Genomic DNA, 24373 nt, shown 5'->3' with positions numbered 1-24373 from the left:
GGGAGGCGGAGTCATGAACGAGACCTTGGTGACGCTGGTGGGCAACGCGGCGACGGCCGTGGAGTTCCGGGACACGGCGACCGGGGGGATGGCCCGGTTCAGGTTCGCGGTGACGCCGCGACGGTGGGACCGGGTGAAGGAACTCTGGGCCGACGGACACACCAGCTTCTACACCGTGTGGGCGTGGCGCACGCTGGCGATGAATCTGTCGGGTTCGGTCGCGGTGGGGGAGCCCCTGGTGGTGCACGGCAGGCTGAAGGTGCGTGAGGAGGAAAAGGACGGGCAGCGCCGGACGTTCGTGGACATCGAGGCGATGGCGGTGGGGCACGACCTGACGCGGGGTACGGCGGCATTCCGCCGGGTGGTGAGGGGGGAGCCGGTGCCGGCCGCCCGGTCCGGCCCGGTCTCCGCCCCCGGGGCCGATCCGTGGGCGGTGCGGGAGGGTCCGGGGGAGCGGGGCGGGGCCGAGGAGCCGGTGGCGGGCGCGGAGCCGGGCGGGTCCGACGAGCCGCCGCAGGAGCGGCCCGAGCGCCCGGTGGCGCGGCCGGCGGCGCGGCGGCGGACGGCGCGTCAGAAGACGGGAGCCGCGCCTCGGCGGGCCGAGTCCGATCTGGTGACCGCGTCATGACGAGGCGTGCGGGACGGACGGTGACCCTCCGGGACCTGGGGTTACCAGGGATAACGATTCCGAGTCGGAATGGTTGTCCGACGGTATGACGGGGGACTGTGCATGGCTCGCTCCATAGGATTTCCCCGTACTCACAGGGCACTTGAGTAGGCAGGCGGGACATTCCCCACACGCGTACCGGGCGCGAGGGTCTCGCCCGGAGGGGAAATCTGTGTTTTCTGCTTCTTCAGCGACCGCCTCGTCATCCACGGCGACGGCCCGCTCCGGGCGGGGCCGGCGCATAGCCCGGCTGACCGCTTCGGTGGTGGCGTCCGGCCTCGCCGTGGCCGGGGTTCTCGTCGGCGCGGGCGGTGCGGCGGCCGACGAGGCGCCCCCGCACCAGGGCGGGGCGACCGCCGTGCTGGACGGGCTGAAGACCTACGACACCGCCGTCCTGCGCGTGGACGGCAGGAAGCAGAAGCTGCCCGCCGGGCTGTTCGAGATGACCGTCGACGGCGGCGGCAAGCTCAAGACGTACTGCATCGACATCCACAACCCCACCCAGGACCAGGCGAAGTACCTGGAGACCCCCTGGGACCAGACCTCGCTGGGCAGCAACAAGGACGCCGGCCGAATCCGCTGGATCCTGGAGCACTCCTACCCGCAGATCGACGACCTCTCGGACCTCGCCGAGAAGGCCGGCACCGGGCCGCTCACCGAGAAGACCGCGGCCGCCGGCACCCAGGTCGCCATCTGGCGCTTCTCCGACAAGGCGGAGGTGACCGCCTCCGACAAGCAGGCGGAGAAGCTCGCCGACTGGCTGGAGAAGAACGCCGCCAACAGCGCCGAGCCCAAGGCGTCCCTCGCGCTCGACCCGGTCGCGGTGTCCGGGCGCTCCGGCGAGCGGATCGGCCCGGTCACCGTCCGCACCAACGCCGGCCAGGTCTCGGTGGCCCCGCCCGCCGACTCGGCCAGCGGCATCGGGATCACCGACAAGAAGGGCAAGCCCGTCACCACGGCCGCCGACGGCGACCGGCTCTACTTCGACGTGCCCGCCGACTCCCCGGACGGCTCCGCCGCGCTGACCGTCCAGGCCACCACCTCCGTCCCGGTCGGCCGGGCCTTCGCCGGGGTCACCCGGAGCCAGACCCAGATCCTGGCCGGCTCCAGCGAGTCCACGGTCTCCGCGAGCGCCACCGCGTCCTGGGCCGAGAAGGGCGCGGTCCCGGCGGCCACCGCCAGGAAGAACTGCGAGAGCGGCGGCGTCGACATCACCGTCGGCAACAAGGGCGACGAGGCGTACACCTTCGAACTCGACGGCACCGAGCACCTCGTCGAGGCCGGCAAGTCCCTGACCGTCACCGTGCCCGTCGCCGAGGACCAGGCGTACGACGTCACGGTCACCGGGCCCGGCGGGTTCGCCAAGACGTTCAAGGGCGTCCTGGACTGCCGGACCAGCGGCAGCACCACTACGGGCGGCGTCGACACCCAGACCCTCGACCAGCCCACCACGACCACCGCCACGGCCGGCGGCGGCACGGCGGGCCCCGGGGGCAACCTCGCCGAGACCGGCAGCTCCAACGCCACCCCGGTCATCGCGGGCATCGCCATCGCCTTCGTCGTCATCGGCGGCGGCGCGGTCTTCCTCCTCCGCCGGCGCAAGGGACAGTCCACCGGTGAGTGAACGGCGGTAGCACACCGTCACACCCGCTGATGAAGGCCCCGGCGAGGCATCGGCCCACCGGGGCCTTCGCGTACCGCGGGCCGGCCCTACGCGTACCGCGGGCCGGTCTCGTGCGTACCAGGGGCGGGTCCTGCGCCTGCCGCGGGCCGGTGTCGCGCGTACCGCGGGCCGGGATTCCGCGTATCGCGCACCGGACCGGTTTCCGTCAAGAGGCGGCCGTCAGGCAAGATGGGGTGTATCTGCCCACACATCGATTGCCGGACGGTTTCTCTTGGCTGAGTACATCTACACCATGCGCAAGACGCGCAAAGCGCACGGCGACAAGGTGATTCTCGATGACGTCAACCTGAACTTCCTGCCCGGCGCGAAGATCGGTGTCGTGGGGCCCAACGGTGCCGGTAAGTCCACGGTGCTGAAGATCATGGCGGGCCTGGAGCAGCCGTCCAACGGTGACGCGTTCCTGTCGCCCGGGTTCAGCGTCGGCATCCTCATGCAGGAGCCGAAGCTCGACGAGTCGAAGACGGTCCTGGAGAACGTGCAGGACGGCGCCGCCGAGACCATGGGCAAGCTCAAGCGCTTCAACGAGGTCGCCGAGCTCATGGCGACCGACTACTCCGACGCGCTCATGGACGAGATGGGCAAGCTCCAGGAGGACCTGGACCACGCCAACGCGTGGGACCTGGACGCCCAGCTGGAGCAGGCCATGGACGCCCTGGGCTGCCCGCCCGGCGACTGGCCCGTCACCAACCTCTCCGGTGGCGAGAAGCGCCGCGTCGCGCTCTGCAAGCTCCTCATCGAGGCCCCCGACCTCCTGCTGCTCGACGAGCCCACCAACCACCTCGACGCCGAGTCGGTGAACTGGCTGGAGCAGCACCTCTCGAAGTACGCGGGCGCCGTGGTCGCCGTCACCCACGACCGCTACTTCCTGAACAACGTCGCCGAGTGGATCCTCGAACTGGACCGCGGCCGCGCGCTCCCCTACGAGGGCAACTACTCCACGTACCTCGACAAGAAGGCCACCCGCCTCAAGGTCGAGGGCCGCAAGGACGAGAAGCGGCAGAAGCGGCTCAAGGAAGAGCTGGAGTGGGTGCGGTCGAACGCCAAGGGGCGCCAGACCAAGTCCAAGGCCCGTCTCGCCCGGTACGAGGAGATGGCGGCCGAGGCGGACAAGATGCGGAAGCTGGACTTCGAGGAGATCCAGATCCCGCCGGGGCCGCGGCTCGGTTCCATCGTCGTCGAGGTCGAGAACCTCTCGAAGGCCTTCGGCGACAAGGTCCTCATCGACGACCTGTCGTTCACGCTGCCGCGCAACGGCATCGTCGGCGTCATCGGTCCGAACGGCGCGGGCAAGACCACGCTGTTCAAGATGATCCAGGGCCTGGAGACGCCCGACAGCGGCTCCATCAAGGTCGGCGACACGGTCAAGATCTCCTACGTCGACCAGTCCCGCGCCAACATCGACCCGAAGAAGACCCTCTGGGCCGTCGTCTCGGACGAGCTGGACTACATCAACGTCGGCCAGGTCGAGATGCCCTCGCGGGCGTACGTCTCCGCGTTCGGCTTCAAGGGCCCGGACCAGCAGAAGCCGGCCGGCGTCCTCTCCGGTGGTGAGCGCAACCGCCTGAACCTGGCGCTGACGCTCAAGGAGGGCGGCAACCTGCTGCTCCTCGACGAGCCCACCAACGACCTCGACGTCGAGACCCTGTCCTCGCTGGAGAACGCCCTCCTGGAGTTCCCGGGCGCCGCGGTGGTCATCTCCCACGACCGCTGGTTCCTGGACCGCGTCGCCACGCACATCCTGGCGTACGAGGGCGACTCCAAGTGGTACTGGTTCGAGGGCAACTTCGAGTCGTACGAGAAGAACAAGGTCGAGCGGCTCGGCGCGGACGCGGCCCGCCCGCACCGCGCCACGTACAAGAAGCTCACGCGAGGCTGATCGTCTTGGCACGTCACATCTACAGCTGCCCGCTGCGCTGGTCGGACATGGACGCCTTCGGCCACGTCAACAACGTGGTCTTCCTCCGCTACCTGGAGGAGGCGCGCATCGACTTCATGTTCCGGCTGGCGCCGGGGGACGGCTCGCCGTCCTTCGCCGGCGGCTCCGTCGTGGCGCGGCACGAGATCGACTACCTGCGGCCCCTCGTCCACCGGCACCGTCCGGTGACCGTCGAGTCCTGGGTCACGAAGATAGGCGCCGCGTCGCTGACGATCGCCTACGAGGTCAAGGACCCGGAGCAGGTCTACGTACGGGCCTCGACCGTCGTCGTGCCGTACAACCTGGCCGAGGAGCGCCCCCGGCGGATCTCCGCGGAGGAGAAGCTGTTCCTCCAGGAGTACCTCGCCGAGGAGCCCGCCGCGGTATGACCGTGTCCGTACAGTCGCTGCGGTTCGCCGACGCGAGGGAGGCCGCGGATCTCGCGGCCTTCCTCGGACGGCTGCTCCACTACGACCGGGCCGCGGCCGTACGCCTCCAGTCGGGCGGCGGCGCGCTCGCCGTGTTCGGCAGGCCACCGTCGTTCGACGTGCTGGCGATCCGGGCGGCGCGGCTGGCGGACGCGCACGACTTCGACGTCACGGTGTCGGCCGGGGAACTCCTGGAGTCCCTCTCCGCCGAGGGCCCGGACGCCGGCACCGGCGTCCTGCCCGCCCCGGTGACCGGGCCGCCCTGGGCCGGTGTCCTCCCGCCGCGCGGCGGCTGGGCCGAGCGTCCCGGGCTGCCCGACCCCGCCTCCCTGCGCGCCGCGCTGAACGCCGCGGTCACCGAGTTCAGGACCCGCGACGAGGCCCTGCCCGAGGAACTGCGCACCCGGGCCGAGCGGGACCGCATCGGGCACGACATCTGGTCGCGCACCGTCGCCGCCACGGAGCTCCCGCTGCGCGCCGTGCACGCCGCGCAGGCTCTCGGCTTCCTGCGCGCCGCCCCCGGCTTCCCCGTCGCCTTGCTGGCGGCCGGTGGCTGGCTGAGGCTGCGCACCCCGTACGGTTCCATCGCGCTGCGCCGGGCGGGCGCGGCCGGCGGCCTCGGGAACCTCGCGGTCTCCGTACGCGGCTGACCCGCCGCCCCGGTCACCAGCGCATGTGCACGTCCTCCGCCCAGCCCAGCAGGCGGTCCACCGCGATCTCCTTGCCGTCGTCGGTGCGGACACGGCCGTCGTAGTGGCCGAAGCACTGGTCGGTGCGGTTGGCGATCAGGCCGGCCTCGGTGCGGGCCCTGCGGTTGTGGAACGGGGTGAACGTCAGGTCCACCTGGCCGGTCAGCGGGGTGCGGATGGTCCACGGGGCGAGCGGATCGGCCGGTGACCAGCGCCAGGCCAGCTCCTCGCCGATCTTGCTGAGCCGGCCGTCCACACAGAGCCCGTTCTCCGTGGAGCCGCTGCCCAGGGTCCAGCGCCCGCCGAACTGGAGGCCCACGGTGTGCCCGTCGGTGCGCCCGGAGGCGGCGCCCCAGTTCCAGTCGACCGTACGCGGCCAGCGGCCCCGGCCGTGGTCCAGGACGGCCCAGGTGTCGTCCCCGTCGAACTCCAGGAACTCGCTGCCGATCCGGACCCGGCCGGACGCGGGCAGCGCGGTCTGCTTCGAGGTGTACTGGAAGCGCCGGCTGTCCCAGGGCACGACCACGGAGAGCGACTCGTGGCCCGGCGGCCGGGCGACCAGGAGGTCCACTTCGAGCGGCAGCCGCTCCTGGGTCAGGCAGCGCGCCCGCAGCCGGGTGCCGCCGGGCTCGTCGCGGATCTCGACGCGCACCTTGCCGCCCGTGGGGCGCGCCGGGCCGGTCACCACGTCCGGGGAGCCGGGGGCGCCTGCCACGGTGTCGGGGAGGTGGACTCCGCGGCCCGCCGGGATGATCGCGGTCCGCTCCAACTCCAGGCCGCCCGGCGCGTATTCGAGCAGGTAGACGGTGTTCAGGGCGAGGAAGTCCAGGTCGCTGACGGTCAGCGCCACCAGATGCGTGGGCGTCGTCACGCACCAGTACTCCCAGCGCTTCGTCCGGCCCCAGCCGCGCAGATTGGCGCGGTGCAGCGGCACCCGCGACCAGCCGACCGCCGCCTGATTGAGCGTGCCGTCGGGCAGACACAGGTCGACCGGCTCGGTGATCTCGCGTTCGAACGTCGTCATGGCCGGATCCTAACGGCCGTTCACCGGCCGGCCTCGGCTGCGGTCACCCCGCGGCCGCTACTCGGGGCCGGCGCTCTCCGGCTCCGCGCTCTCCGGCTTCGGGCCGTCCGGCCACACGCCGATGTGGTCCTGCTCCAGTTCCAGCATCACCCGGTGCTCCATGCCCAGCGCCTCGGTGTAGTCGGCGGGCAGTTGCAGCCGGCCGGCGCGGTCCAGCATCGCGTACTCGCGGGCCACCTGGGACTCCTGGCCGGTCGCCGCGTCGACCTCGGTGCGGCGCAGCACCTCGAAGGAGGTACGGCCGTCCCGGATAGCGACCGTACGGCGTACCTCGTTCGCGACCGCCTGGTCGTGGGTGACGATCACGATCGTCGTGCCCAGCTCCTCGTTGGCGCGGCGGAACGCGGCGAAGACCTGCTCGCCGGTGGCCGAGTCGAGTTCGCCGGTCGGCTCGTCGGCGAGCAGCACCGAGGGGGAGTTGGCGAGCGAGACCGCGATCGCCACCCGCTGCTGCTGGCCGCCGGACATCTGCTGCGGGCGCCGGTCGCGGCAGTCCTCGACCTCCAGCATCCGCAGCAACGCCTCCGCGCGCGCGGCCCGTTCGCGGCCGCGGACTCGGCCGCGCAGTTGCATCGGCAGCGTGATGTTCTGGATGGCCGTCAGATACGGCAGGAGGTTGCGGGCGGTCTGCTGCCAGACGAAGCCGACGACGTCCCGGCGGTAGCGGAGCCGTTCCTTCTGTCCCATGGACAGCAGGTCGCAGCCCGCCACCTTCGCCGCCCCCGCCGTGGGCTCGTCCAGCCCCGCCAGGATGTTCATCAGCGTCGACTTGCCGCTGCCGGACGCCCCGACCAGCGCCAGCAGTTCGCCCTCTTCCACCAGCAGGTCGAGGCCCTGGAGCGCCTGCACCTCCACGCCGTCCGTGGTGAAGATGCGCACCAGACGGTCGCAGGCGATCAGCGCGTCGTGCCCGTAGGAGGGCCGGTCGCGCCGGGCGGTGGCCCGCTGTTCGAGCTCCGCCAGCGTGGAATCGGTCGACGGCGTCGTCATCGGGAGTCTCCTGCCCTGAGTTCGGTGATCGATCCGCGGCGGCCCGCCCACCAGGCCTGCGCCCCGGCCACCGCGGCGGCGAGGACGATCACGCCCAGCGCCGGCAGGACCAGGGACCACGGGTCGGTGCGCAGCGGTGCGGTGTCCAGCAGGCTGGAGCCGGGGCCGGTCGAGAGCGCGAGGTGCACCAGGTCGATGCCCGGTGCGAGCAGTGCGATGGTGGCCCGGCCGACGAGCAGCCCGCCCACGGCGGCGAGCAGGGCCTGCGGCATGGCCTCGAAGCCGAGGAGGCGCCCGCCCTGCCGGGAGGTGAGGCCCATGGTGCGCAGCCGGGCCAGCAGCGTGGTGCGTTCCGGGGCGGTCCGCAGCAGCGAGAGGAGCACGGCGAGCAGGGCGTACCCGGCACCGGCCGCGATGGCCGCCAGGTAGATCCGCTCGGCGCCGTTCTGCATCGGGGTGTCGACGTACGAGGCGCGCTGCTCGGAGCGCAGCTGTACGGAGAACCCCTTGCCCGCGTCGGCGGCGGCCTCGCGCAGCCCGGCGGCGTCCGGGCGGTCGCCGGTGAGGAGGAGCGCGGTGGTCTGCCGGTGGGTGAGGGCGGAGGCGTCGACGATCATGAAGGAGGTGTCGGAGACGGCCGGAGTGCGGGTGACCGTGCCGGCCACCCTGACCTTGAAGTCACCGGCCAGCGACTGGAGATCGCGCGCCCCGTCCCCGAGCCGCTCGGCGACCGAGGGCGAGGCGATCACCGGCAGGACCCGGTCCTTCGACGCGGGCCGCCCCTTCTCCGGCCGCGCGTCGGTGGCCTTCAGCCGGCCGGCCGGGAAGGAGCCGAGGCCGACGGCACGGGCCAGCCGGGCGTACACGTCCGGGTCGACGCCGATCAGCGTCGCGCCCTTCGCGTCCTCGAACCCGCCGGCCGCGGGCGGCAGCGAGACCCCGTACTCGATCTGGACCCGCACCACCTCGCGTACGCCGTCCGCTGCGCCGGCCGCGCGGATCAGGGCGGCGGGCAGCGGTACGGAGTCGCCCGGACCGCTGATCCGGGCGTCGGCCCCGGTGGCGAGCACGGCCGCGTCGTCACGGGCGTCCGCGACCCCCGCGAGGACCGAGCCGCCGAACGCCGCCGTCGTCAGCGCGACCAGCAGCGCGAGCAGCGGCAGGGTGCCGGAGGCCGAGGAGCGGCCCGCCCGCGCCAGCGACAGGAAGCCGACCGCACCGCGCAGCCGGGCCACGGACCGCAGCGCGAGCCGCAGCGGCAGCGGGTAGAGCCGGACCAGGACCACGGCCGCGATCAGCGCGACCAGCACGGGCGCGGCGCTGACCAGCAGGTCGGTGCCGCCCGCGCTGTCCGTGCCGCGCCGGCGCAGCGCCGCGACGGCGCCGACGGCCAGCACCAGCAGGGTCAGCTCGGCGACCGTACGCCGCCGGGACGGGCGGGCGGTCGCCAGGTCGTCCCGGGCGCCGTGCAGCTGGTGCTTGCGGTGCAGGAGGGCCGTGTGCAGCGGGAGCGCCGCGCAGACCAGCACGACGACCGCGCCGGCCCCGGCCACGGCGGGCAGCATCCTGGCCTCGCCCACGGCAAGGACCGCGAGCAGCAGCCCCAGCGCACCCGCCGGTACGGCCGTCACCGCGGTCTCGGCGAGCAGCCGGCCCCCGATGCCGGCCAGGGACCCGCCGCGGGCCCGCAGCAGGGCCAGTTCGGCGTGCCGGCGGCCCGCGATCAGGCCGCCCGTCATCAGCAGGACGACGGCGGCGACGGCCCCGATACCGACGGCGGCCACCGTGACGACCGGCTCGATCGCCGCGCGCATGCCGTCGTAGGAGGCCAGGATCTCGTCCAGGTCAGTGGTGACGGTGACCGTGTCCCCGGCCAGTTGGCGCATCGTGAGCAGTCCGGGGCCGCCCTCCAGCGAGGCGACCGCCGTACGCAGCCGGTCCACGTCGCGGGAGTCCAGGCGGGAGCTGTCCGGCGCGAGCCGCCAGTACAGCTCGGGCTGCCCCGTCGTGGCGAGCAGGGCCGGGCCGGCGTCCGGGGGCAGCAGCAGCGCGGCCGTCCAGTAGTAGCGCGGGCTGTCCTTGCTGGGGATGGGGACCAGCGACGGGGTGCGCAGCAGCTGCTCGGCCGACCAGTAGGAGGCCTTCGGGTGCTTCGGGGCGACGATGCCGGTGACGCGTACGGTCACCTTCCCGCCGCCCCGGGTCGGGACGGCGACCGTCGCACCGGCCTCGATCCGCAGCGCCTTCGCGGTCGCCTCGGTCACGGCCGCCTCGACCTCGCGGGTCTGCATCGTCACCTGGCCGCGCGCCTTCGGCCACGACCCCGTGCGCAGGGTGGCGTGGTCGGGCAGCGCGGACTGTGTGACGTAGGTCAGGGCCGGGTCGATGCCGTACGGGCGGGGGAGCCAGGTCTCCTTCGCCGCGACCGGGTCCGAGGTGCGGACCCCGTAGGCGGACTGGGCGGCGTCGGCCCGCACCGGGTCGGGCAGCGCGTCCAGGATGCGGCGCTGCGCGGCGGCCATCGTGGCCCCGCGCACCGCCTCCTCGCGCGCGGCGGCCGGCAGTTCCAGTCCCGGCTGCGGGCCGCTCACCTCCAGGACGCTGCGCCTCGGTTCGACGACGTCGAGGTCGTGGCGCAGCCCCTGGCCCTCGTAGCGGTCGACGGAGCGGGGGAAGGCGGCGGCGAGGAACGCCGTCACCAGCACCAGCAGGAAGAACGCGCAGGCGGCGCCGGGCGCGGTCCGCAGCCGGGTCCGTACCCAGGGGGCGGATGCGGCCGCCGTGCGGGGGGTTCTCGAACGCGGGCTCATGTCAGTGGTCCCCCTGGTGGCGCAGCGAAATCGCGGGGTCGGCGCGGCGCAGGGCGAGGGCCGCGACGATGAGCAGCGGCAGGGCCGCGACCCCGGCCAGCAGCAGCGCGACCTGTCCGGCCGGCAGTCGCACCAGCACCGACGGCACCGGCTGGGCCGCCTGTCCGGTCAGCACGATCAGCGGCACCACCGCCCGGGTGAGCAGTGCCCCCAGCGCGCCCCCGACCAGCAGGGCGATGGCGATCAGCACGCCCTGCTCGGCCGCGGTCATCCGGGCCAGCTGGCGGCGCGGGGTGCCCAGCGCGCGCAGCACGGCGAATTCGGCGGAACGCTCCCGCTGCGAGCCGGTCGCCGCCACCGCGAAGCCGACCGCGGCCAGGGCCGCCGCGACGACCGCCACCGCGAGCAGCGCCGACTGCGGGCCCGCCCCCAGCGGATCGCTGACCAGTTCGTCGGCGACCTCGTCGCGGACCAGCACCTGCGCGGGGTCGGTGTCGGGCAGGGCGCGCAGCGCGGCGGCGGCCTCGGCGGTGCGGCCGGGGGCGGTGCTCAGCCACCACTCGGTGGCGGTGAGCCGGGCGCTCGGCCGCTGGGCGAAGACCTGGCCCAGGGACCTGAGGTCGAGCAGCAGCGCCCCGCCGTCCCTGGCCCGCCGGTACTCCGTGGTCGCCTCGGCGGAGCCGCCGGGGCCGGTCGTCGGCAGCCGGTGCACGGTCCGGGCGATCTTCACCCGGACCCGTTCGCCGGCCAGCGTGACGTCGACGGCCTGCCCGGTCTTCGCCCCGGTGGCCTTGAGATAGGCGTCCGTGGCGACCGCCTGGATCATGGCCGGGGTCTTGGGCCGCTCCGCGGTGATCCGCACGTTGAGGGCGGGCACCGAGTACACCGCGTCCTCGTAGGTGACCGAGCCGGTGAGGTAGTCGACGCCCAGCGGGGTGGCGGCCGACGCGGTGGGGAAGGCGGCCGCGCCGGGCTGCACGTCGCCGAACGAGTCGGCGCTCACGGCGGCCTGCCAGCGGAAACCGGAAGGCAGCGGGACCGGCCGCTCGGCGCCGTCCTCGCCGACCGTGCGCAGCTGGGTGACGGCGAGCCGGTGCGACTCGCCGTGAGCGACGGGCTGCTTGTCGTCCAGTTCGAAGCCGGTGACGGCCAGCCCGCCGGCGGCGGCCACCTTGATCTCGAACGGGCGGACCTTCCCGTCGGCCGGCACGGCCCCGGCGGCCACCTGGTACGGGAGGCCGTAGCGGTCCTCCAGCAACACGGTGAGCTGCGGGGCCATGCCGGAGGGCGAGGTCTGGTGGGCGGCGGCCGGTACGGAGATCGCCAGGTCGAAGCGGAGCCGGGTGCTGCCGTCGGGCAGCGGCAGCCCGGTGCGCGCGGTCTTCTCCGGAGCGAGCGAGTCGAACAGCCGGGCGGTGGAGCCGCCGCCGAGGTCGTCGCGCATCAGCATCCGCTCGTCGGCGTGCGTGGTGTCCAGCGCGAGGATGTCGGCGGTGCGCTCGTCGGAGAGGTCCACCGTCGTCCGGAAGGCGGGCGCCACCTCGCGTACGCCCGGCAGCCCCTCGTACGCACCGGACTTGGCCGGGTCCGCGCTGATGCCGCCCGTCATGCGCACCGAGGCACCGGACCTGAAGTCGGCCTGGTCGCTCTGCGAACGGTTCCACGAGGCGCTCTGCCCGATCGCCAGCATGCCCATCGCCACCGAGAGGACCAGCAGCAGGACCGGCCCGGCACCCCGCAGGGGGCGGCGGCTGAACTGCCAGCCGGCCAGGGCGGTCGCGAGCCCCCGGCCGCCCGCCGCCCGGCGCTCCGCGAGGCGCGCGGCGGGCGGCAGCAGCCGCAGGGTCAGCACGGTCCCGGCGAGCAGGGCCAGCGCGGGCGCGGCCACGAGCAGCGGGTCGATCCCGAGCCCGCCCGAGCGGTCGCCGCTGAGCGCGCCGCTCCCCGAGCCCTTGGTCTGCCGGTCCAGCTGCCAGTACGCGACGGCCGCGATCAGCAGCAGCGCCAGGTCCGCGCCCGCCCGGACCGGTGCGGGCAGCGCGGCCGAACGCGTCGAGCGCCTGCCCCCGGAGCTGGCGGCCAGCGCGGGCGCCACCACGGCGAGCGCGCAGGCCAGCGCGGTGACGGCGGCGATCAGCCACACCTGTCCCGTGACCCCGGTGTCCAGGCGCAGACCGATCCGGGAGAGTTCGCCGCGGTCGGCGAGGAGCCGGGTCAGCGGGCCGGCGAGCAGCGGCGCGACGACGGCGGCGGGCAGCGCGAGCAGCAGCGCCTCGACGGCCGCGAGCGAGGTGATCCGGGCACGCGATCCGCCGCGTGCCCGCAGCAGTTCGGTCTCCCCGGCGCGTTCGCTGCTGAGCAGCCGGGCCACGAGCAGCAGGGCGTACCCGGCGAGCAGGACCAGTTGCACGGCCACGATCGTCAGCGTCGAGCGGGAGACCAGCAGCGCGCGGTCGACCTGGTCGAGCACGGTGGGCAGGGATGTCCGCGCGCTCGCCCCGTCCTTGAACTCGGGCCGGGCCAGCAGCTTCTTCGGGCCTGTGGTCGCCGCGTCGTGCAGGGCCTCCATACGGCCGGTGGTGACGGTCCGGAAGTCGGCGGAGGCCAGCCAGGACACCTCGCCCGAGCTGATCCGCCCCGAGCCGAGCACCGCCGGGTCGGTGAGCAGCGGGCCGTAGGTCGTGAAGACGACCTTGCGGACGCCGCGACCGCCGAGCGCGTCCAACTGCCAGTACGGGTCGGCCTGGTCGGCGGCCTTGTAGAGCCCGGTAATCACGATGCGCACCGGCTTGCCGCCCAGCCGGTCGGTGACCTTCAGCCGCGCGCCGGGCTTCAGCGACAGGGCAGCGGCGGCGGTCGAGGGGAGGGCGACCTCGACGGGGCCGCCGCTCTTCCCCGCCCCGGCGACGGGCATGCGGCCTGCGGTGAGGCGGACGCGGCTGCGGTCCAGCGAGGCGAAGTGGGTGAGGTCCGGGTCACCGCGCCGGGCGGCCGGGGCCTGGAGGCCGCGCGGCAGCGCGTACGGACCGGAGGCCTCCAGCTTCCGCACGGTCACCGGCAGGCCGTCGAAGGACTCCCGGGCGGCCTCGCGCGCCGCGGTGTCGGCGGACTCCCGCTCGCCGGGCTCCAGTTGCGCGGAGACCAGGAGCGCGGCGGGGACGGCCGAGCGGTGGGTGAGGGTGTGGCGCAGCGCGGCGTCCCCGATGGAACCGGAGAACGCGGTGAGCGCGGCCAGTACCGAGGTGGTCAGGAGCACGGCCAGCACGGCCGCGGCGAGAAGGAGCCGGTGCGCCCTCACCCGCAGAAAGACGAACCCCGTCACACCTGGCCCCCTAGTCACCACTCACGCAACGCCCGCCCCCTGCGCTGCCTGGATGCTGTCAGACGGCCGCTGCGTGTGGAAACCGCTTACGGGTACAACTTGATGGGATTGTGACCGGTATCCGGCCGCAGAGCACCGGATTCCGCACGTATATGTTCGCCCTGTGACCGCTTCTCAGCCGTCCGTGTTCACCATCGAGGCGGCGGCGTAGGTGAGGTAGTCCCACAGCTGACGCTCGTGCTCGGGTGCCAGGCCCAGTTCGTCCAGGGCCACGCGCATGTGGCCCAGCCAGGCGTCGTGCGCCGCGCGGTCCACCCGGAACGGCGCGTGCCGCATCCGCAGCCGGGGGTGCCCGCGCCGGTCGCTGTAGGTGCGCGGGCCGCCCCAGTACTGCATGAGGAAGAGCGCGAACCGCTCCTCGGCGGGCCCGAGATCCTCCTCCGGATACATCGGCCGCAGCAGCGGGTCGTCGGCGACGCCCTGGTAGAAGCGGTGGACCAGGCGCCTGAAGGTCTCCTCGCCGCCGACCTGCTCGTAGAAGGTCAGCTCCTGCACCGTGTCGCGCGGATTCTCAGTCACCCGTCCATGGTCGCAGACGCGCCGCCCGCGAGGAGAGGGCCCGGGTGACTCCGCCGGGGCAGCGGCATGAGCGCTTTACAGTTCGTGACACGAACCATTATGTTCGTGTGGCGAACTATATGATGCGCGTACTTATGCGTGCTCATTCAGGGATGGGGATCGGCATGGCAAACGGAACGGCCCGTCGCACGGTTGTGGTCATCGGTGGGGGATACGGCGGATCGGCGGTCGCCAAAGCGCTCGACGAGGAAACCGATGTGGTGCTCATCGACCCCAAGGACGCATTCGTCCACGCGGCGGGATCACTTCGGGCCCTGGTCAGGCCCGACTGGGCGGAGAACATCTTCTTCCCGTACGACACCCTCCTGAAGCGCGGCACCTTCCGCCGCGAACGGGCCGTCGCCGTCGACCCGGGCGGCGTCACCCTGGCCTCCGGCGAGCGGATCGCCGCCGACTACCTGGTGCTCGCGTCCGGCTCCGACTACCCGTTCCCCGCCAAGACGGACACCGACCTCTCCGGCGACGCGCTGGCCCGGATACGCGAAGCCCACGCGGAACTCGCCGCCGCCGGGCGAGTGCTGATCGCCGGCGCCGGACCGGTCGGCCTCGAACTCTCCGGCGAGATCAAGGCGGTCTGGCCCGGCAAGCACGTGATCGTGACCGACCCGGCCGATGAGCTGATGCCGGGCTTCCTGCCGGAGTTCCGCGAGGAACTGCTGCGCCAGCTGGACGGGATCGGCGTGGAGCTGCGGCTCGGTACCGCGCTCGCCGGGGAACCGCCGGCCGAGCCGGGGCGCCTGAAGCCGTTCACGGTGACCACGACGGGCGGCGACGCGATCGAGGCCGACCTCTGGTTCCGCTGCTACGGCGTGCGCTCCAACGGCGGCTACCTCGCCGACGGCCGGGTCGCCGCCCGCGACGCGCAGGGCCGCGTCCCGGTCACCGAACGCCTCAACGTCGTGGGCCACGACCACATCTACGCCCTCGGCGACCTCACCGGCCTGGCCGAGGCCAAGATGGCCGGGTACGCCATGAAGCACGCCGAGGTGGTGGCGGGCAACGTCCTGGCCCAGGTGCGCGGCGAGGTTCCGACGGGCACCTACCGGCCGTCGCCGCCCTCGGCGCTGCTGCCGCTCGGCCCCGGCGGCGGGGTGGGGCAGGTGCCCACCCCGGACGGCCCGGCCGTCCTGCCGGCCGCGCAGGTCAGCGCGTACAAGGGCAAGGACCTGTTCACCGGCCGCTTCGCCGAACTCTTCGGAATCACCCGCGACGAGGGCACGGCCTAACAGCCGGGGGTGTCCGTGGGCGCGTTCTCGCAGGGACCGCGGAAGACCACCGGCACCTTGTTGTCCAGCACCAGGCGGCCGAGGAGGGCGGCCAGCAGCGCGCGGTCGGGGGCGTCGACGCCGTCCGCGAGTGCTTCCACCCGTCGGCTGGTCTCCTCGTAGAACACCTCGGCCAGCTTGCTTCCCGCCCCGGTCAGCGCCACCCGCACGGCGCGCCCGTCCTCCGGATCGGCCTCGCGGCACACCAGGCCGCGCTGCACGCTCCGGTCCACCAGTCCGGTGAGGCTGGACTTGGCCAGACCCAGCACGGTGCCCAGCTCGCGCATGCCGTACGGCTTGAGCATCAGGACGCAGAGCAGCTGGCCCTGCTGGGCGGTGATGCCGTGCTCGCGGCCGGAATCGGCGTACACGGCGTTCACCAGAAATGCGGAGCGCACCAATGCGGTGGCGATCCCCATCTGTTCGCCTTCGGCCTTTCGCATTCGCCCAGAATACGGCAGGTGGTGACGGTACGGCCCCGCCCGGGACGGACATTCGCGGCGCGAACTATCCGCACGGCAGAGCGGCCGGTGAGAGGCTTTCCGTCTTTCACCGGCCGCTCTGTGCCCGGCGGCGTCAGTCCCGGCGGACCGTGATCGTCGTCCACGCCCCGACGTGCACCCGGTCGCCGTCCTGGAGCGGAACGGGGACGTAGGGCTGGATCGGATCCTCGGCGCCGTTGACCGTGGTGCCGTTGGTGGAGTTCTGGTCGACCACGGCCCAGCTGCTGTCGGGCTGCTGGACGAGCACCGCGTGCTGGTGGGAGACGCCCGGGTCCTCCGGCGGCACCGACAGGTCGATGTCCGGGGACTCGCCCGTGCTGTGCCGGCGGCGGCCGATCGTGATCTGGCTGCCGGTGAGCGCGAGCTGCTGCTCCGGGGAGTACGCGGGCAGGTTGAGCCCGGTGGCCTCGGGGCCGCTGCGCTGCATCATCGCCAGGAAGTAGTCACGGTCCGGGGCGATGAACGCCGTCCAGTTGTTGGACAGCGGAGCCTGCCCGTGCCCCTGCCCGGGTCCGTGCTGCTGACCCGGGCCCTGCGGCCCCGGGCCGTGCTGCTGGCCCGGGAAGGGCGGCTGCTGCATCGGCGTCTGCGGGCCCTGGGCGGTCTGGGACGGCGGGGAGAGCAGCCAGTCGTCCCCGTCGGAGCGCGGCGGGGCCTGCGGGGGAGCCGTCTGCTGGAAGGCGTGCGGCGCCTGCTGCTGGCCCTGCTGCTGGAACGGCGACGGCGGGGGTCCGCCCTGCTGGCCGCCCTGAGGCCCCTGCTGGTACGGGGGCGGAGGCGGCGGACCCTGCCGGCCCTGCTGTCCGGGCTGGCCGGGCGGTCCCTGCTGGTACGGCGGCGGGGTGCCCTGCGGGCCCTGCCCGAACGGTGCGGGAGGACCGGACTGGCCGGGCCCCGCGGACAGCGGCTCGGCCGAGCGGTTCATCTGCGAGGGCCGCGAGCCCTGGTAGTCGAACGGGTCGCGCTGCTGCTGCGGCGGTTGCTGCTGCTGGGAGGGGAAGCCCTGCGGCGGATTGTGCCCGGGACCGGGACCGGGGCCGCCGTGTTGCGGGGCCAGCGGGGTGTACGAGGTCGCGGTGCTCGTGAGGAAGTTCCAGCGGCACTCCTCGCAGAACGGCGCCATCGCCTCCCTCGGCGTGCGGCACTGCGGGCACAGCTCGGCCTGGGCCGTCGCGTTCGGGTCGTGGGGCTGCGGATATCCGTAACCCCGCGCGGGCGGCGGAGGAGGCGGCGGGGGAACCGCACCCGCAGGCGCGCCCGGCCCGGTCATGCGGTGGCCGCAGACCTCGCACCAGTCCTCGGAACCCGACTGGTGTCCGTTCGGGCAGGTCGGCATGTCGGCGCTTCCCCCTCTCCTTGTCCGGCCCGCAGGCCGTTATTCGTCTTGCTCCGCGGCCCGGCGGACCTGAACCGGCGGGCTGCTGATCGGTGTGGATATGTGGCTATTTCTTGACGCGTACCGTCTTCGTGGAGCGGGTTTCGAGGGTCATCTCGTCCGCTTCCGCGACCTTCGCCTTCAGTCGCACAGTACCCGTCGCCGCGTCGACGACGTCTACCACCTTCGAAAGCAGTTTCGCAGTGTCCTCGTTCCCGGACGCGGATGCCAGCTGTACCGCACGACCCAGTTTGGCCGTGGCGCCGTCGAAGTCTCCCGACTTGCGGGCATCAAGACCCTGCTGGATGACTTGTGCCAGTTCGGCCTGACCCGTGTAGTGCGCGACCTGCGGATTGATCGAGGTGGACGCCACCATGTCGTCCGTCCACACCGCCCGCACCAGGCCCTGCGAAAGCGTCTGCGGCGCCCCGCCGGCCGGGTCGGGAAGGATCAGGGAGACCCGGGCCGCGAGCATCTCCTGACCGATTCCGGCCTCCGGGACCCGGACGCAGACGTGGTAGTCGCGGGACTCGTCGCCCCAGGAACCCGTGGGGTAGTCCCCGGCCCTGGGGCCCGCCTCGGTGCGGCGGTCGGTCAGGTCGGCGACCGTCGGCGCCACCTGCTTCACGTACTGGATCTCCACGCCGACCGGGGTCCACAGCCGCAGCGCGACGTCCGCGACCTCCTTGCCCATGGCGTTCTCCATCATCTGCGTGAAGTCCGCCGCGAGCCCCGCCGGGTCGGCGACGATGTCGGCCGTGCCGAGCAGCGCCGAGGCGATGGCTGTGACTTCTTTCACTTCCCAGTCGGTGCCGACCCCGCGGGCGTCACAGGTGAACCGCCCCGCGCAGGCGTCCAGCGCCGCGCGCAGGTCCTCCGGCGACTCGTGCTCGTTGCGCCCGTCCGTCAGCAGGATGCCGTGCCGGATGTCCACGTCGGCGGAGCCGAGCAGCCGGTCCGCCAGCCGCAGCCAGGTCCCGATCGCCGTACCGCCGCCCGCGCTCAGCCGGCGCAGGGCCTCCTTGGCCTGGGCCCGGGTCCGGGCGTCGGCGACGGCGAGCCGGCCGTTGCCCGGGTAGACCTCCCTGGCCACATGCGTACCGTCGACCACGGCGAACGAGGTGCCGTCGCGCAGGGTGTCGATCGCCGCCGCCGTCGCGTCGCGGGCGTTGCGCATCTTCGTCGGCGGGTAGTCCATCGAACCCGAACAGTCCACCATGATCACCACGGCGGCGCCGGTGGCCCGCCCCGGCCCGGACGCGCCCGCCAGGGGCACGCCCCCGGTGGTGCCGCCCCCGGTCGAAGTGACCGTGATGATGCCGTTGACCTCACGGCCGCCCTCGGGCAGGAATTCGTTCTGGTACACCTCGACGGAGAACTGCGGCACGTTCGACTTGGAGAAGTTGGCCATCTGATCGGCTCCTTGAGGCTCCACGTGTCAGATGAAGACAGATGTACGGACAAAGGCATCAAAGGTGGGCAGGGTGAACCGCCCGGTTCAGGCGGAGCCTGCCCCCTGCGGTGACACGGCGAACGGCAGCAGGGCCACTGTTACGTTGTCGTGGCCCCCGCCGTCGAGGGCGTGACCCACCAGCACCCGTGCGCCGTGCAGCGGTCGTTCGTACGCGTCCTCGGGGACCGCGGCGGCCATCTCGGCCGCGGACTCCGCGTAGTTCCACAGGCCGTCCGTGCAGACCACCACGAGGCCGGGCCGGTCCGGTTTGAACGAGACGGTGTGCGGCTCCAGTTCGTAGGCGTCGGCGCCGAGCCAGCCCGTGATGGCGTGGGCGCGCTCGTCCGCGTACGCCTCCGCCTCGCTCATCAGGCCCGTCGCGACCATCTGCGCGGCCCAGGAGTCGTCCTCGGTCAGCCGGGCGGGCGCCGTGGAGCGGTCCTCGGGCACCCAGTACACGCGGCTGTCGCCGACCCAGCCGACGACCAGCAGACCGCTCGCCATCACCGCGCCGACCAGCGTGCACGCCGGGGCGTTCTGATGGCGGTGCGGTTCGCGCCCCCGGTCCGGCTCCTGGGCCAGCCGGTTGACCGACTCCGAGGCCGCCACGATCGCCTCGTGCATCGCCTGCTGCGGATGCGTGCCGCGCGGCAGCGCCTCCAGCAGGGACTCGTTGGCCGTGCTCGCCGCCGCGGCCGAGGCCTCGTCCGGCCGGCTGGCCGACGACACCCCGTCGCACACGATCGCCACCACGGCCGCCGAGCCGTCCGGCAGGGCGGTCGTGGACACCGCGAACGAGTCCTCGTTGCGGTGGTGGCGCAGCCCCCGGTCGCTGACCGCGGCGACCGAACCGAGCTCCTGCTCCATGTGGTCGCGCTCGCGCGGCTGCGCGTGGCCGCAGTTCTCGCAGTAGCCGTCGCCGTCGACCCGGCCGGCCCGGCAGGCCACACACAGCTTGGCGCCGGCCGCGGGGGCCGTCGCGACGGCCTGCGCCGGCTTCGGGGACAGCCGCGGATCGGGCGCGGCCGCCCCCGGGGCGGCCAGCTCGAAGTCCCCGGAGCGGGCCGGGCCGTCGAGGCGCGCCCCGGAAGGCGCGGCGGCGCGCGGCGCCCCGGCATGCGGCGCACCCGCGCCGGGCGCACCGGCCGGCGGCGCGCCCGTACCCGGGCCCGGCGTGGCGATGGCGACCGTCGGGCGGTCCGGCGGCGGCTCCGGCACGGCGGACAGGTCGTACCCGCACGCACCGCAGAACAGGTCGCCCTGCTCCAACGGCTCCTCGCAGCCGGGGCACCTCGGCAACGCCGACTCCTGGCGGTTCTGCGACATGTTCACACCCACGTTCGGGGGCGGAAGCGGTTGGCCCGCTCCACCAGTTCGATCCTCTCGGCGCCGGGCTCCGCGAGCCGGGCGAGCATCCGGTACGCGCGCTCAAGACCGAAACGCAGCCCGCGCTCGTCCAGCTCGCTGCCGAGCAGCGTCCCCGGGCCCTGCGGCCCGCCGTGCGCGGACTGCTGCGGGCCCGAAGGGCTACCGGAGAGTACCCAGTCGAGCGCGGTGCCCAGCACCTCGGTCGACAACTGCTCCCGCCGCACCGCGTCGAGCCCGAGACCGGCGAGCCCCGACACCTGCGCCGAAGCGGCCGTCAGGTCCGTCAGCAGCGGTTCGCCCGGGGCCCGTTCGCGCAGCCGCGCCCGGACCGAGGCGACCCGGGCCGCCGTGAAGTGGATCGACGCCTCGGGCACCGACTCCAGCGACCGGACGGCGGCGTTCCGGTCCCCGGCGGCGAGCTGCACCCGGGCCAGGCCGAACGCGGCGCTCACGAAGCTCGGATCGGTCAGCCACACCAGCCGGTAGTACTCGGCGGCGTTGTCCAGCTGACCCAGCACCTCCGCGCAGATACCGAGGGCCAGCTTCGGCGCCGGCTCCCCGGGAAACGCGTCGTACACCGCGTCGAACGACAGCGCCGCGTTCTCCCTGTCGCCGGTCACCAGGGAGGTGAGGCCCCGGTACCAGACCACCCGCCAGTCGTCCGGGTGCCGGCTCTCCAGCTCCGTCAGGGTCTTCCCGGCCGCGTCGAGGTCGCCCATCTCCAGATACGCCCGCAGCTCACGCAGCCGGGTCTCCAGCGAGGCCGCCGGAACCGCCTGCAACGCGGCGATCAGCTCGGCGGGCGCCGACGCCATCACCCCGGCCAGGAAACCCGCGTTGGGGTCGTTCGCGTCGACCCGGGGCACCGGCAGCGCCAGCGAGGTCCCGCGCACGTCCAGCCCGGCCAGCCGGGGCGCCGGCGCGTCGGGCGGCGTCTGCGGGGCGGCCGGCACGGGCACCGGACTGCGGGGGGCGGGGACGCTCGCCGTGGCCGGCGTGTGCGGCAGGGGGCCGGAGCCGGTGCCGGGCCCGCCGGGGGCACGGACATGGGTGGCGACGGAGGGCACCGGGGCGGCGCCCGTCGCGGAGGCGGGCGGCGGACCGGCGGGCAGCGCCCCCGGAACACCCCCGGGCGGGGTCACCGCGGCGGGCGGCAGTGCCGATCTCGCCGCCCCGCCCCGCCGGCGCCCCAGGAACCCGGAGCCGCCGGGCTCGGCCCTGCGGACACCCAGCCGCGACACCTCGCCCGTCGGGGCGGCGAACAGCTCCGTGTCGGTGACCCGCAGCTCCGCGCCGAACAGCGTCGACAGCGCCGGACGCGGGCGCCCCGTCTGGAGCGACACCACCTCCCGCAGCACACCCGTCAGCTGCTCGGCCATCTCCGCCGCCGAGGCGAACCGGCGGGCCGGATCCGGGTCGGTGGCCCGCACCAGGAGCCGGTAGAACGACTCGTAGGTCCGGAACACCTCGATGTTGTCCGGGTCCGGCAGCGAGTCCACGAAGACGTTCGTGTACCCCTGGAAGTCGAAGGTGAGCACCGCGAGCGTGCGCGCCACCGTGTACAGGTCGGAGGCGACCGACGGGCCCAGGTCCGCGACCTCCGGCGCCTGGTAGCCGACCGTGCCGTAGATCGCCGACTCGTCGTCGTCCATCCGGCGGACCGCGCCCATGTCGATGAGCTTCAGCTGGTCCTCGGTCTGGATCGCGTTGTCGACCTTGAAGTCGCAGTACAGCAGGTTGCGGCTGTGCAGGTGGCCCAGCGCCTCCAGGGCCTCGATGCCGAACGCGCACGCCTGCTCGACCGGCAGCGGGTCCCGCTTCCCGGCCGGCGTGCGGCGCTCGTTGGCGATCTCCTTGAGCGACTTGCCGCCGACGTACTCCATGACGATGTACCCGTCCAGCGAACCGGTCCGCTGGTCCAGGTGCTCGACGAAGTTGTAGATGCGCACGATGTTCGAGTGCTCGATCTCGGCGAGGAACCGGCGCTCCGAGATGGCCGCCGCCATGGCGTCCTGGTCACCCGTGTCGAGCAGGCCCTTGAGGACCACCCACCGGTCGGAGACCGCGCGGTCCACCGCGAGATAGACCCAGCCGAGCCCGCCGTGCGCCAGACAGCCCGCCACCTCGTACTGCCCGTGGACGACATCGCCGCCCTGGAGCTTGGGCACGAAGGAGTACGGGTGGCCGCACTTGGTGCAGAACCCCTCGGTGCGGCCCGTCCGCTCGCCCCGCGACCGGCCCACCGGAGCCCCGCAGTCCGAACGCGAACAGAACCGCTTGCGCTCGGGCACCTCCGGGTTCTCCATCACGGCGGTACGCGGATCGGGGCGCGGCACGTCCGGGACCTGCACCAGACCCGCGCCCAGCCGGTTGCGGCCCGAGGCGTTGGTCGACTTGGCCGACGAGCGCACCGAGACCGAATGCGAGCCGGTCCGGCCGGACAGCGAGCGCGACAGCCGCCCCGAGACCGAACGCCGCGAGGTCGACGAACGCGAGGAGGCCCGGGACGACGCCCGCGACGAGGACTGCGAACTGCTGCGGGCGGAGGAGCTGCCGCTGCTCCGGCCGCTCGCCCGCCCGCCGCCCGTGATCCCCGTCGCCGGCGAACTCACCAGGCCATTGGGCGATACCACCGGCGCCAGACCGCAGGTGTCGCAGTACAGCTCACCGCCGCCCATGTCCTCGTAACCGCCCTCGCACGCGGGGCGCTGGCACTGCGTACTCATGTTCGTTCCCCCTCTTCGCCCCGCCGCCTCGGCGGCCTCGACGGTCCGTCACTCCTGCTCATGCCCGCTGCGCGCTCCCCGGACCCGGTCCGTCTCACGGGTGCCCCCGCCGGTCCCGCGGGCCGGACCCGCCCCGGCCGCTCAGCTGGTCCAGCGCCGCGTCCTGATAGCGCTGCACCGCCTGCGCGGCCACCCGCAGATCGCACGGGGCGCTCCACAGCATCCGGCGCGCCGCGTCGTAGCGCTCGATGAGGACCGGGTCCTCCGCCAGGCCGTGCCGGGCCACCTTCGCCTTGTACGCGTCGAGCCGGCCGCGCAGCTCCGCCCGGACGGCCAGCGGCGCGGTGACCGCCGTCAGTTGCTCCCGGGCCCGCAGCAACTCCTCCTCGGCCTCCCGCTCCAGGGTCTCCAGGAGCGGCGAGAGCCGGTGCCAGCGGGCGTGCCTGCGGTACTCCGACGCTGCCGCCAGGCGCTCCTGGAGCACGGTCGGCGGGCCGTTGACCACGGGCACCTCGGACGCGGCGATCTTGGCCAGCACCTCGCCGCGCGCCGTGCGGGCCTCGGCCAGTGTGCGGTCGGCCCGGGAGAGCACGTCGCGCAGGTGCACGAGGCGCTGTTCGGCGTCCTGCCGGACGGCGAGCACCGCCTCGACCTCGCGCCGCACCTCCTCCAGCGCCTGCGCCGCCCGGTCGTAGCGTGTGGTGTCCGGACGCCCGCCGCCGGGCGCCGCGCTCCCGGGCCCCGGCAGCCAGAACGCCAGCGGGTCCGAGATCACCTGCGCCCGCAGCGTCGTCAGCTCCTGGGTGATCGACTCCAGGTCGTCGCCCGCGGGGTGTTCCCCGGGCCGCACGCCCACCGAGTGCGCCAGCGAGTGGGTACGGCGCAGCTCGGCGGCGAGGAGGTCTATGCGGGCGGGCATCGCCGACCACACGGCGTCGGACGCGACGACCATGTCGAGGGCGCGCGCGTACAGCCCGTTCATCCGGGAGACCAGCTCCTCCAGCGTGAACCGCTCGGAGAGCCGGGCCGGGCCGCTGACCGACGGGTCGTGCCCGGCCGCCGCGTGCGCCACCGTGACCCCCTGGCCGCGCAGCAGCTCGGTCAGGGTCGCCAGGTCCTCCCGGTTGGGGTGGCGGCGCCTGGCCCGCACCTCGCGCGCCTCGTTCAGCACACCCGCGTACGCGTCGAAGTAGCTCCACAGCAGCGTGATCGACCGCTCGGTGACGGTCCACCGCTCCCGGGTGACACCGGTCAGCTCGGCGCCCTCCAGGAGCCGGCGGCCGGCGTGGTCCTGGAGGGCCAGGAGAGAGGTCTCGATCGCCTCGTGCTCCGCGCCGAGCCGGGCCAGCGCGCGGTCGGCCTCGTCCCGGTCCATGACAGGGCCGGGGGGCCGGGCCGCGTAGCTGGGGAAGGGACCAGCGACGCCCATCGATCACCTCTTCGCTCTCCCTGCCG

At 73.7% G+C, this 24373-nt stretch carries 17 protein-coding genes and 1 pseudogene; 7 read left to right on the top strand and 11 right to left on the bottom strand.

What is annotated here, in order from left to right:
* Nucleotides 1-13 precede the first annotated feature (13 nt).
* The 5 genes and pseudogenes from P8A18_RS34285 to P8A18_RS10405 form a co-directional block, all read left to right on the top strand.
* Nucleotides 14-409 (top strand): annotated as a pseudogene (locus P8A18_RS34285) (single-stranded DNA-binding protein); the annotation flags it as partial.
* Nucleotides 410-839: 430 nt separating this feature from the next.
* Complete coding sequence (locus tag P8A18_RS10420; protein ID WP_306053619.1) at nucleotides 840-2291, top strand: Cys-Gln thioester bond-forming surface protein; 1452 nt, start codon at nucleotides 840-842, stop codon at nucleotides 2289-2291.
* A gap of 271 nt (nucleotides 2292-2562) precedes the next feature.
* Nucleotides 2563-4227 (top strand): energy-dependent translational throttle protein EttA, encoded by a 1665-nt coding sequence (gene ettA, locus P8A18_RS10415; protein WP_306053618.1) that lies wholly within the window; start codon nucleotides 2563-2565, stop codon nucleotides 4225-4227.
* Between the two features lie 5 nt (nucleotides 4228-4232).
* Nucleotides 4233-4655, top strand: a complete 423-nt coding sequence (locus P8A18_RS10410) for an acyl-CoA thioesterase (RefSeq protein ID WP_026249842.1) — start codon at nucleotides 4233-4235, stop codon at nucleotides 4653-4655.
* Nucleotides 4652-5344, top strand: coding sequence for a DUF8010 domain-containing protein (locus P8A18_RS10405; protein WP_306053617.1), 693 nt, complete (start codon nucleotides 4652-4654; stop codon nucleotides 5342-5344). The genes P8A18_RS10410 and P8A18_RS10405 overlap by 4 nt, the downstream gene beginning before the upstream one ends.
* A 13-nt stretch (nucleotides 5345-5357) precedes the next feature.
* On the opposite strand, the gene P8A18_RS10400 is transcribed toward P8A18_RS10405, so the two are convergent.
* The 5 genes from P8A18_RS10400 to P8A18_RS10380 all read right to left on the bottom strand — a co-directional run bounded on the left by P8A18_RS10400 (nucleotide 5358) and on the right by P8A18_RS10380 (nucleotide 14168).
* Nucleotides 5358-6407: a DUF2804 domain-containing protein gene (locus tag P8A18_RS10400; protein ID WP_306053615.1), complete on the bottom strand. Its 1050-nt coding sequence runs from the start codon at nucleotides 6405-6407 to the stop codon at nucleotides 5358-5360.
* Nucleotides 6408-6464: 57 nt separating this feature from the next.
* The gene (locus P8A18_RS10395) at nucleotides 6465-7457 is read right to left on the bottom strand and encodes an ABC transporter ATP-binding protein (RefSeq protein ID WP_306053613.1); all 993 of its coding nucleotides are present in this window, start codon (nucleotides 7455-7457) and stop codon (nucleotides 6465-6467) included.
* Nucleotides 7454-10267 carry an FtsX-like permease family protein gene (locus P8A18_RS10390; RefSeq protein WP_306053612.1) on the bottom strand — a complete coding sequence of 938 codons (2814 nt, stop codon included), beginning with the start codon at nucleotides 10265-10267 and terminating at the stop codon, nucleotides 7454-7456. The genes P8A18_RS10395 and P8A18_RS10390 overlap by 4 nt, the downstream gene beginning before the upstream one ends.
* A gap of 1 nt (nucleotide 10268) precedes the next feature.
* Entirely contained in the window at nucleotides 10269-13589 is a 3321-nt protein-coding gene (locus P8A18_RS10385) for an FtsX-like permease family protein (protein WP_306053611.1), read from the bottom strand.
* Between the two features lie 174 nt (nucleotides 13590-13763).
* Complete coding sequence (locus P8A18_RS10380) at nucleotides 13764-14168, bottom strand: globin (RefSeq protein ID WP_026249843.1); 405 nt, start codon at nucleotides 14166-14168, stop codon at nucleotides 13764-13766.
* Between the two features lie 164 nt (nucleotides 14169-14332).
* Between P8A18_RS10380 and P8A18_RS10375 the strand changes: the two genes are divergently transcribed.
* Nucleotides 14333-15454: an NAD(P)/FAD-dependent oxidoreductase gene (locus tag P8A18_RS10375; protein ID WP_306053609.1), complete on the top strand. Its 1122-nt coding sequence runs from the start codon at nucleotides 14333-14335 to the stop codon at nucleotides 15452-15454.
* Here the strand turns inward: P8A18_RS10375 and P8A18_RS10370 are convergent.
* From P8A18_RS10370 to P8A18_RS10350, 5 genes are all read right to left on the bottom strand, one after another.
* Nucleotides 15451-15912: a MarR family winged helix-turn-helix transcriptional regulator gene (locus P8A18_RS10370; RefSeq protein WP_306060806.1), complete on the bottom strand. Its 462-nt coding sequence runs from the start codon at nucleotides 15910-15912 to the stop codon at nucleotides 15451-15453. The genes P8A18_RS10375 and P8A18_RS10370 overlap by 4 nt on opposite strands.
* Nucleotides 15913-16069: 157 nt before the next feature.
* Nucleotides 16070-17332 carry an FHA domain-containing protein gene (locus P8A18_RS10365; protein ID WP_306053608.1) on the bottom strand — a complete coding sequence of 421 codons (1263 nt, stop codon included), beginning with the start codon at nucleotides 17330-17332 and terminating at the stop codon, nucleotides 16070-16072.
* Between the two features lie 106 nt (nucleotides 17333-17438).
* Nucleotides 17439-18782, bottom strand: coding sequence for a vWA domain-containing protein (locus P8A18_RS10360; RefSeq protein ID WP_018552793.1), 1344 nt, complete (start codon nucleotides 18780-18782; stop codon nucleotides 17439-17441).
* Between the two features lie 87 nt (nucleotides 18783-18869).
* The gene (locus P8A18_RS10355; RefSeq protein WP_306053607.1) at nucleotides 18870-20156 is read right to left on the bottom strand and encodes a PP2C family protein-serine/threonine phosphatase; all 1287 of its coding nucleotides are present in this window, start codon (nucleotides 20154-20156) and stop codon (nucleotides 18870-18872) included.
* A complete protein-coding gene (locus tag P8A18_RS10350; protein WP_445978192.1) occupies nucleotides 20153-22603 on the bottom strand; it encodes a serine/threonine-protein kinase in 2451 nt (816 codons plus the stop codon). Before P8A18_RS10350 ends, P8A18_RS10355 begins: the two co-directional genes overlap by 4 nt.
* On the opposite strand from P8A18_RS10350, the gene P8A18_RS34435 reads away from it, so the two are divergent.
* Entirely contained in the window at nucleotides 22587-22880 is a 294-nt protein-coding gene (locus P8A18_RS34435; RefSeq protein WP_445978191.1) for a hypothetical protein, read from the top strand. The genes P8A18_RS10350 and P8A18_RS34435 overlap by 17 nt on opposite strands.
* Nucleotides 22881-23012: 132 nt before the next feature.
* Here P8A18_RS34435 and P8A18_RS10345 read toward each other — a convergent pair whose 3' ends face one another.
* Nucleotides 23013-24347 carry a hypothetical protein gene (locus P8A18_RS10345; protein WP_306053605.1) on the bottom strand — a complete coding sequence of 445 codons (1335 nt, stop codon included), beginning with the start codon at nucleotides 24345-24347 and terminating at the stop codon, nucleotides 23013-23015.
* Between the last annotated feature and the right edge of the window lie 26 nt (nucleotides 24348-24373).

It is taken from the genome of Streptomyces sp. Mut1 (assembly GCF_030719295.1).
GTDB lineage: Bacteria > Actinomycetota > Actinomycetes > Streptomycetales > Streptomycetaceae > Streptomyces > Streptomyces castrisilvae.
Note: the sequence above shows the minus strand (reverse complement) of the source record. Positions and strands in the feature narration are given on the sequence as shown.

Excerpts from the sequence above, each read along its gene's own strand:
- P8A18_RS10405 (WP_306053617.1), top strand. The coding sequence starts at position 4,652 with ATGACCGTGTCCGTACAGTCGCTGCGGTTCGCCGACGCGAGGGAGGCC.
- P8A18_RS10400 (WP_306053615.1), bottom strand. The coding sequence starts at position 6,407 with ATGACGACGTTCGAACGCGAGATCACCGAGCCGGTCGACCTGTGTCTG.
- P8A18_RS10395 (WP_306053613.1), bottom strand. The coding sequence starts at position 7,457 with ATGACGACGCCGTCGACCGATTCCACGCTGGCGGAGCTCGAACAGCGG.
- P8A18_RS10390 (WP_306053612.1), bottom strand. The coding sequence starts at position 10,267 with ATGAGCCCGCGTTCGAGAACCCCCCGCACGGCGGCCGCATCCGCCCCC.
- P8A18_RS10375 (WP_306053609.1), top strand. The coding sequence starts at position 14,333 with ATGGCAAACGGAACGGCCCGTCGCACGGTTGTGGTCATCGGTGGGGGA.
- P8A18_RS10370 (WP_306060806.1), bottom strand. The coding sequence starts at position 15,912 with ATGGGGATCGCCACCGCATTGGTGCGCTCCGCATTTCTGGTGAACGCC.
- P8A18_RS10365 (WP_306053608.1), bottom strand. The coding sequence starts at position 17,332 with ATGCCGACCTGCCCGAACGGACACCAGTCGGGTTCCGAGGACTGGTGC.
- P8A18_RS10360 (WP_018552793.1), bottom strand. The coding sequence starts at position 18,782 with ATGGCCAACTTCTCCAAGTCGAACGTGCCGCAGTTCTCCGTCGAGGTG.
- P8A18_RS10345 (WP_306053605.1), bottom strand. The coding sequence starts at position 24,347 with ATGGGCGTCGCTGGTCCCTTCCCCAGCTACGCGGCCCGGCCCCCCGGC.